The 6,540-nt window shown below is 35.5% G+C and carries 6 protein-coding genes and 3 pseudogenes; 6 read left to right on the top strand and 3 right to left on the bottom strand.

The window, feature by feature from the left end; all coding sequences use genetic code 11:
* Positions 1-101 precede the first annotated feature (101 nt).
* Positions 102-206 (top strand): annotated as a pseudogene (locus ACFSBH_RS06235) (DnaA ATPase domain-containing protein); the annotation flags it as partial.
* 558 nt (positions 207-764) lie between these two features.
* Positions 765-1,070 (top strand): hypothetical protein, encoded by a 306-nt coding sequence (locus ACFSBH_RS06230; RefSeq protein ID WP_379596597.1) that lies wholly within the window; start codon positions 765-767, stop codon positions 1,068-1,070.
* Between the two features lie 193 nt (positions 1,071-1,263).
* Here the strand turns inward: ACFSBH_RS06230 and ACFSBH_RS06225 are convergent, their stop codons facing one another.
* Entirely contained in the window at positions 1,264-1,413 is a 150-nt protein-coding gene (locus ACFSBH_RS06225) for a hypothetical protein (RefSeq protein WP_379596595.1), read from the bottom strand.
* A gap of 190 nt (positions 1,414-1,603) precedes the next feature.
* Between ACFSBH_RS06225 and ACFSBH_RS06220 the strand changes: the two are divergent.
* Positions 1,604-2,215 (top strand): annotated as a pseudogene (locus tag ACFSBH_RS06220) (S8 family serine peptidase); the annotation flags it as partial.
* 299 nt (positions 2,216-2,514) lie between these two features.
* On the opposite strand, the gene ACFSBH_RS06215 reads toward ACFSBH_RS06220, so the two are convergent.
* Together ACFSBH_RS06215 and ACFSBH_RS06210 are read right to left on the bottom strand one after the other, a co-directional pair.
* A complete protein-coding gene (locus tag ACFSBH_RS06215) occupies positions 2,515-2,853 on the bottom strand; it encodes a spore coat protein (protein ID WP_095308193.1) in 339 nt (112 codons plus the stop codon).
* On the bottom strand, positions 2,846-3,133 hold the full coding sequence (locus ACFSBH_RS06210; protein ID WP_095308191.1) for a hypothetical protein: 288 nt from the start codon (positions 3,131-3,133) through the stop codon (positions 2,846-2,848). Before ACFSBH_RS06210 ends, ACFSBH_RS06215 begins: the two co-directional genes overlap by 8 nt.
* 321 nt (positions 3,134-3,454) lie before the next feature.
* Between ACFSBH_RS06210 and ACFSBH_RS06205 the strand changes: the two are divergent.
* The 3 genes and pseudogenes from ACFSBH_RS06205 to ACFSBH_RS06195 all read left to right on the top strand — a co-directional run bounded on the left by ACFSBH_RS06205 (position 3,455) and on the right by ACFSBH_RS06195 (position 6,085).
* Positions 3,455-4,631 (top strand): annotated as a pseudogene (locus ACFSBH_RS06205) (phospholipase D-like domain-containing protein).
* Positions 4,632-5,018: 387 nt separating this feature from the next.
* On the top strand, positions 5,019-5,378 hold the full coding sequence (locus tag ACFSBH_RS06200; protein WP_285853904.1) for a CBO0543 family protein: 360 nt from the start codon (positions 5,019-5,021) through the stop codon (positions 5,376-5,378).
* A gap of 23 nt (positions 5,379-5,401) precedes the next feature.
* Complete coding sequence (locus ACFSBH_RS06195; RefSeq protein ID WP_379596592.1) at positions 5,402-6,085, top strand: DUF421 domain-containing protein; 684 nt, start codon at positions 5,402-5,404, stop codon at positions 6,083-6,085.
* The last annotated feature ends 455 nt before the right edge of the window (positions 6,086-6,540 follow it).

Below are 6,540 nucleotides of genomic sequence, written 5' to 3'. Positions count from 1 at the left end.
GGTCACCGTCCATTCCAGCGGAATGTCGTGTACCAAATAAAACTAAATAAATCATAACAATAGTCCACATCTAAAACTAGGTGTGGATTATTTGACGTTTACGCAGTAAATATCGGAATATCGTTATTCTATTGATTGATGCTATTCAATTTATTGCTGGAAAAGAATCGACACAAGAAGAATTTTTCCATACATTTAACGCCTTATGAAAATCCCATTTTTGTAAGATATAACAATAAATTGAGGGGGCAATTGGCATCTAACAAAAATTCAAAATAACCAAAGAATAAGGCTGCTAATTTAAAAAACCTCTGCTATATTACTTACGATGGAGTCACAAACTTAGTTGAATTACGTTGGTTTGCAGGGGTAGTCTTAAACCTCTTAGATATATGATTAGGAAGTCCCGGGAAAACACCATAACGATTTATTATATGTTAGGGGTACAGCCAACATTTCGGAAATTTTGTACGCTAAGCAAAATTCGACACAAAAAAAGCCAAATACCTGTACGTTAAGGAATTTGGCTTTGATATAGATTAGTTTTTATTTATCCCCATCAATGGTCCCCATCAATGGCCTCTATTTGAACTTTGACTGTAAGATTGTCATAAAACTTTTCAGTACTACATTTTTTATCTCCAATTCCTGAACCTTCCCGTTTTAAAAGGGAAATTTTGAAAATGATACAAATAGGCCCCTACTGTTTGGTGATTAAGGACCTTAATATTATTGTTGTTAAGTTAAAATGTTCGTATAAAAAAGTGGAAGAAGAAGATAATATTAATAGTAAAAAACCAATAGAAAGGACGATAAAAATGAATCTAAAGTGGTTAAGACTATTAACAGCAGTTTTTCTATCTACCATCATGTTATTGGGGTGTAATAATGCAGAAGAGGATAATGATCCACCATCACCTGATACAGAAGAACCAATTGAAGATCCTGAAGATGCAAATGACCCAGATAATATAGATGATAAAGATGATGAAGCTGATTTAGTCCCTGATGCAGAAGAACCAATTGAAGATCCTAAAGATATAAACGATCCAGATAATATAGATGAATAAATATTAATAGACAACAATAAGGCACACCGTTTGTTTTTGACGGTGTGCCTTATTGCTCCAAATTTAACTGTTATGATAACTCAATTGTTGTTTTTTGAACCAATAGTACAAAAATACATTTAAATATTTCAACTCTACTAGTTTTTCCTTTATAAGAATGGATCATCATATCAACCATTTTTAAAACATTTCATTAATTTCCCAAGATTCGACCGTTAAATAAGCGGTCTGTGCCAATTATTGCAGCAATTTCCTGCAATGCATGGACATATGAAGTATCTTTTGCTTCTTCTAATCCATATTTTATAAAAGGGGAAATAATATTTAATACTTGTGATTTCAAATGAGGATATAAAGGTTGTTTGATTTGTTGCTCTGCCCAAATTTCAGACTCAGGATAATTGCTGAGACTGGGTGGAATATTGAGGGTGATAATTAGACATGTGATTATGATATTGATGCATTCTTTAACTCCCTTTCTTTTGAGTATATTCAGTTTTATCTTATGTTCCTCACTGGGGTTGATCTGGACCAGGAGATTAACAAATGGATACAATGTTCTGGAAAATAACGACTTTCCTGATGATGACAGTGGCCATGGCATCGGAAACAAACAACCAAGAAGGCATTGCTAGCATCACCTGGTATAACAAAATAATGCCTATAAAAGCAATGGGTGCTGAAGGATATGGAACGACCTTTGATATAGCAAAAGGGATTGGCTTATTGGCAGTGGATCATGGAGCAAATGTCATTAATATGAGTTTAGGCAATTATCAGCCTTTTTCTCTTTCGAAAGAGGCAATCGAGCTATCCACCAGCATATCCTGAAGTTTTAAGTGTGTCAGCTGTCGACAACACAGGACTACGAGCATCATTCTCAAATTACGGGGATTATATTGATGTTTCAGCTCCTGGAGTCCAAATTACGAGCACATTTTAACCAGCAGTATGCAGCTTTATCAGGTACTTCTATGGCTTCGCCTCATGTGCAGGACTTGCTGGCCTTTTGCTTTCTGCAAACCCTAATTTAACTAACAGAGAAGTAATAGACATTATTAAGAATTTTGCATAGGAATCCCTGGAAATGAAATGATAGCGATTTCGGCAATGGCTTAATTGATGTAAAGAAGCACTGGAAGTAGCCCAAAATGAATAATCTGAAATACTCCCCCTATTGACCCCATGTCAGACAAAATTCAATGAACCTTTATAAAAGTTACCTTTTGTAGTTAAAAAACACCTTGAAATTTTTGAATTCATCCCCAAGTAGTTCCTGATTCTGGGTTCTGATATCATATTGCTAGGAAATCCTTCACAAGCAATCCCCTATTCTCCAAATGGATTTTCTGGAAAAGTTACAAAGGTTTAACTAAGGTTAGGCGATATGAAAAAATTGAATAATTTAAAAGCTATGGACTGGTTACCATAGCTTTTTGCGATCTTATTGTATTGGAGGATTATGCGGAAACTGGGACATATACCCTGTAAACTGCTGTGCCGCCTGTTGAAGTTTTTGTGGCTGTTCCGCTTCAAGCGAATACCATCCCTTTTGAAACATCAGATTATACAGTTCACGCTGCAAATTCTTCGTTTCGTCGAAAATCGCGTGAATGTCCTGATATAGTGAAGCGTGGCTTGCCTCATTCATTGCCGTAGAATAAGATGCCGTAATGTACTTTTCATACGAAAGCATATCGTTTAGGAAGTCACGTTCATTCATCTCAGGTGTTTTTGGTATAGGTGTTTCTGGATTTTGAATCTTGTTTTGATTGTTATTCATTTTGTATGTCCCCCTTATTATTCATTTGGTTCACATTTTGCTCCAAATGCTGCAAAATACACTGATAATGTCTTTCGTGCATCATGCTTGCCTTTTCAAGGGCTACTACGACCTGTTGATCTTGGCACTGGCCTGCTGCAAAATGTGCCTTTTTGAGTCCTAAAAGGTTCCACGATAGCATGTCCTTTAAGTAATTAAAATCTTTTCCTGTGATCACCTGTGGTGGCTCTTGAAAGACCGGCGGCTGACTTTGAGATTGATTCGGTTGTTGCTGTTGCATGAACAGTTCCTCCTTATTGCTTCATTACCACTTTAACTTTCCAAATTTATAAAAAACTATACATATATTAGGAATTTACCAGATGGTAATTTTTCAAAATCACTAAGTCTCTAGTTAGGACAGTGCCCAGATCATTACGCCTTTCATGATGTCAGAACTTACCCAACCATAATTCTCTTTTTTTTCGTTCTTAATATCTTATAAAAGTTCTTATAAAGGTAGTCCATAATATATAACAAACAATCCCTTCATATTCCATACGTATATTGGTCCATAGTTTGTACATGTTAAGAGAAAGAGAAAAAGAAGGAGGGATTCCAGTTGGAGTGGATTTTTTATCTATACCTGTTAAATATGTTCTTTATGTTATTCATAGCAATTTGGGAAGTTCGTCGCCCTGCCAAGGCTTTGAATTGGATAACAATCGTCCTTATTTTGCCAATCATTGGTTTCTGGCTATATCTTAGTACATCAAATCCCAGGCGTATTCATCGGAAAAGATTGACCTCTTCTCATAATGAGTCTGACAAATTACCTGATACATTTAGTCATTCATCCTCGGTAATCGCTGATACTTTACGGGATTTCACCGTGCAGGGGCTTCGAGTCGGTAAAGTCCAAGTACTAAACAATGGAATAGCAAAATATGAACTACTCATCGAATCTCTACAAAAAGCCCAAAAAACCATTGATCTGGAATATTACATCTATCGGAATGACCAAATAGGTAATCGCATCACAGAACTGCGGTTGGGGGAGTAAAAAATTTCCGCGTCAAAAAATCCTGCAGATGGTGGAAGCAGGGATAGAATGCCGGACAATATTTCCTTTACGCTTTCCCTGGATTTTATCCAATTGGAATTATCGGGATCACTGTAAGATTGTCACGGTCGACGGAAAGAAAGCTTTTACTGGTGGCATGAACGTAGGATATGAATATACAGGATTAAATCCTGACGTTGGCTTCTGGCGGGATACTCATTTACAAATAACAGGAGAAGCATCAGTCGATTTGCAGACTGTCTTTGACGTTCATTGGAATATTGCTGTGCCGGAACAGGTAAAATCGAAAATAAATCTGAAAACAAAATCTGAGGTAACAAAAATCAATCCAATCGGAAGAGTAGACCTTTCCAGATGGTCAGCCGAATTGGGGTCAGAGTTGAGCACCATAGATGGTAAAGAGATGGACGGGGAACTTATAGAAGCTGGGGTCCAGATCTACCAGTATAATAAAGGAATGTTACATGCGAAACTGATGATCATTGATGAGGAAATTGCAGAAGTAGGCGCAGCAAACTATGATATGAGAAGTTTTCGCCTGAATTATGAGGTGTGTCAAGTCGTGTACAGTGCTGATGTGGCAAGGGAACTCACAGAGCAGTTCGAGAGGGATCTTACTGATTCTGTACCATTAAGAATGGAAGACTTGTTGCAAAGATCCCTGACCGAGCGCATTGTTGAACAGGGTGCTCGCCTGCTTTCTCCATTATTATAAGTTGATCCTGTTTTTATTGTATTATCTTAAATCTAGATTTAAAAAGAACTTCCAACATGGTTTTTTTCTTATTTACGATGGAAATTCATTACTAAAAAACGGTAATACTAAAAAGGCAGCCCAAAGAGTTTGAATTCAAAAATATCTGTTACCTTTTCATTTAAATATAGGGGTGATATCAATAGATAATATATTTGAAAATCTTAAGGAAATACGTTTATTAGAAGATAAGCTCTATCATTTAGAATTAAATGGTTGGCTAAAAAATGAGTTTTTAACTTGGGAATGGTGAATACTAGTCGTTTTTTTAGTTGTGCCTTGGGTTATATGGGCTAAACTTGTTAAACGAGACATTATTTTAGAAATTTTGTTATTTGGTACCATTACTTGACAACAACCTTATTAGATGTAGTTGGTGCACAATACAGTTTTTGGGATTACCCCATTGCATTCCTACCTTTTATTCCTAGGGCCTTTCCTTTTGATTTTTCAATGGTACCTGTAGCTTACATGTTGTTATATCAATATTTTAGAACATGGAAATCTTTTATTTTAGCCCAGATCATTATGGCACTAACGTATGCCTTTATAGGTGAACCCTTTTGCAAGTGGATCAAACTTGTTAATTATTTAGAATGGAGATACAGATTTTCATTCATATATTACATTATTGTTGGAATTGTAACTCGAGCTTTAATACTAAAACTAGCCTCTTTATCCAAACCTCAAAATCTGACAACTAAGTAGAATTTAAATTGGAGGAAAAAACTTTGGAAGAAGTTAATATTGGTTTACTGACGATCAAAATCATCGTTGGTTTTGCCACTTTATTTTTTATCATTATCATAACAGGCAGAACATCCATCTATCAGTTAACCCCGTTTCACTTAGTTTTTGTGTTAGTACTTGGAAATTTGTTAGGAAATACCATTTATGCAGATAAGGTAGGGATTTTTCACTTTTTATATGCCATCGGATTGTGGACGTTTCTTATGTTGGGAATAGAGTTTATGACTTTAAAAAATAAATCGACACGTTCTCTCCTATTAGGCAATCCTAACATCATCATTCGAGATGGTGTTATGGACAGAAAGTTACTTACAAAGAACAAATTGGATGTAAATCAAGTATTGAGTATACTCCGTCAAAATAATGTCTTTTCAGTTCGCGAAGTCAAATACGGTATATTGGAAGCTAATGGGCAATTAAGTTTATTATTAAAATCCAAGTATCAAAAACCAGATAAGCAAGATCTCAATCTTCCAGAAAGTCCAGTAGACCTCCCAACATCGTTAATTATAGATGGGGAAATTTTATGGGATAATTTACATGAACTCGGATTTGATCAACAGTGGTTAGATAACCAATTAACTACCAATGGATATGATAATGTAAAGCGTATACTTTACGCAGATTGGCGAGAGAGTGAAGGCATACATGTAAGTCCTAAATAAAATTTGTTAGGATAAGAGCACATCAATTTTCTTGGTGAATATAAACTTTAGTTTTCAACAATCAGGCGCTTTAATGAAGTAACTAAAGCCTAATTTTTCACTTATAACACCGAGAAATTAGACTTTTTATATTTTGATTTCCTTAACGTTGTAAATCCGCATTTTCCTGACGCTACCCCTTATAGAGAAAACTTTCTTTAAAGTTACATAAGTCAAGTACACATTCCTCCCATAGTACATAGGATAATTTGATGAACTGTGAAGGGATTGAGAAAAATGTACTACAACCCATATGTATATCAGTATCCTTATTATGTTAATATACCTGTGTATAACTATGGAAGACAGTCTGATTACTTTACTTCTCCTAATGGGATAGAGCAGATAAACAAATTTGATTCTTTTCGCTCCCCAAATGGCAGCGATAATTTTTTGTTAACAGATTATGGACAGAA

This window comes from Oceanobacillus luteolus (assembly GCF_042678205.1).
Classification (GTDB): Bacteria; Bacillota; Bacilli; order Bacillales; family Amphibacillaceae; genus Oceanobacillus; species Oceanobacillus luteolus.
This window is presented reverse-complemented; position numbering and strand designations above follow the sequence as displayed.

Coding starts and splice junctions, on each gene's coding strand:
- ACFSBH_RS06210 (WP_095308191.1), bottom strand. CDS start 3,133: ATGCAACAGCAACAACCGAATCAATCTCAAAGTCAGCCGCCGGTCTTT.
- ACFSBH_RS06215 (WP_095308193.1), bottom strand. CDS start 2,853: ATGAATAACAATCAAAACAAGATTCAAAATCCAGAAACACCTATACCA.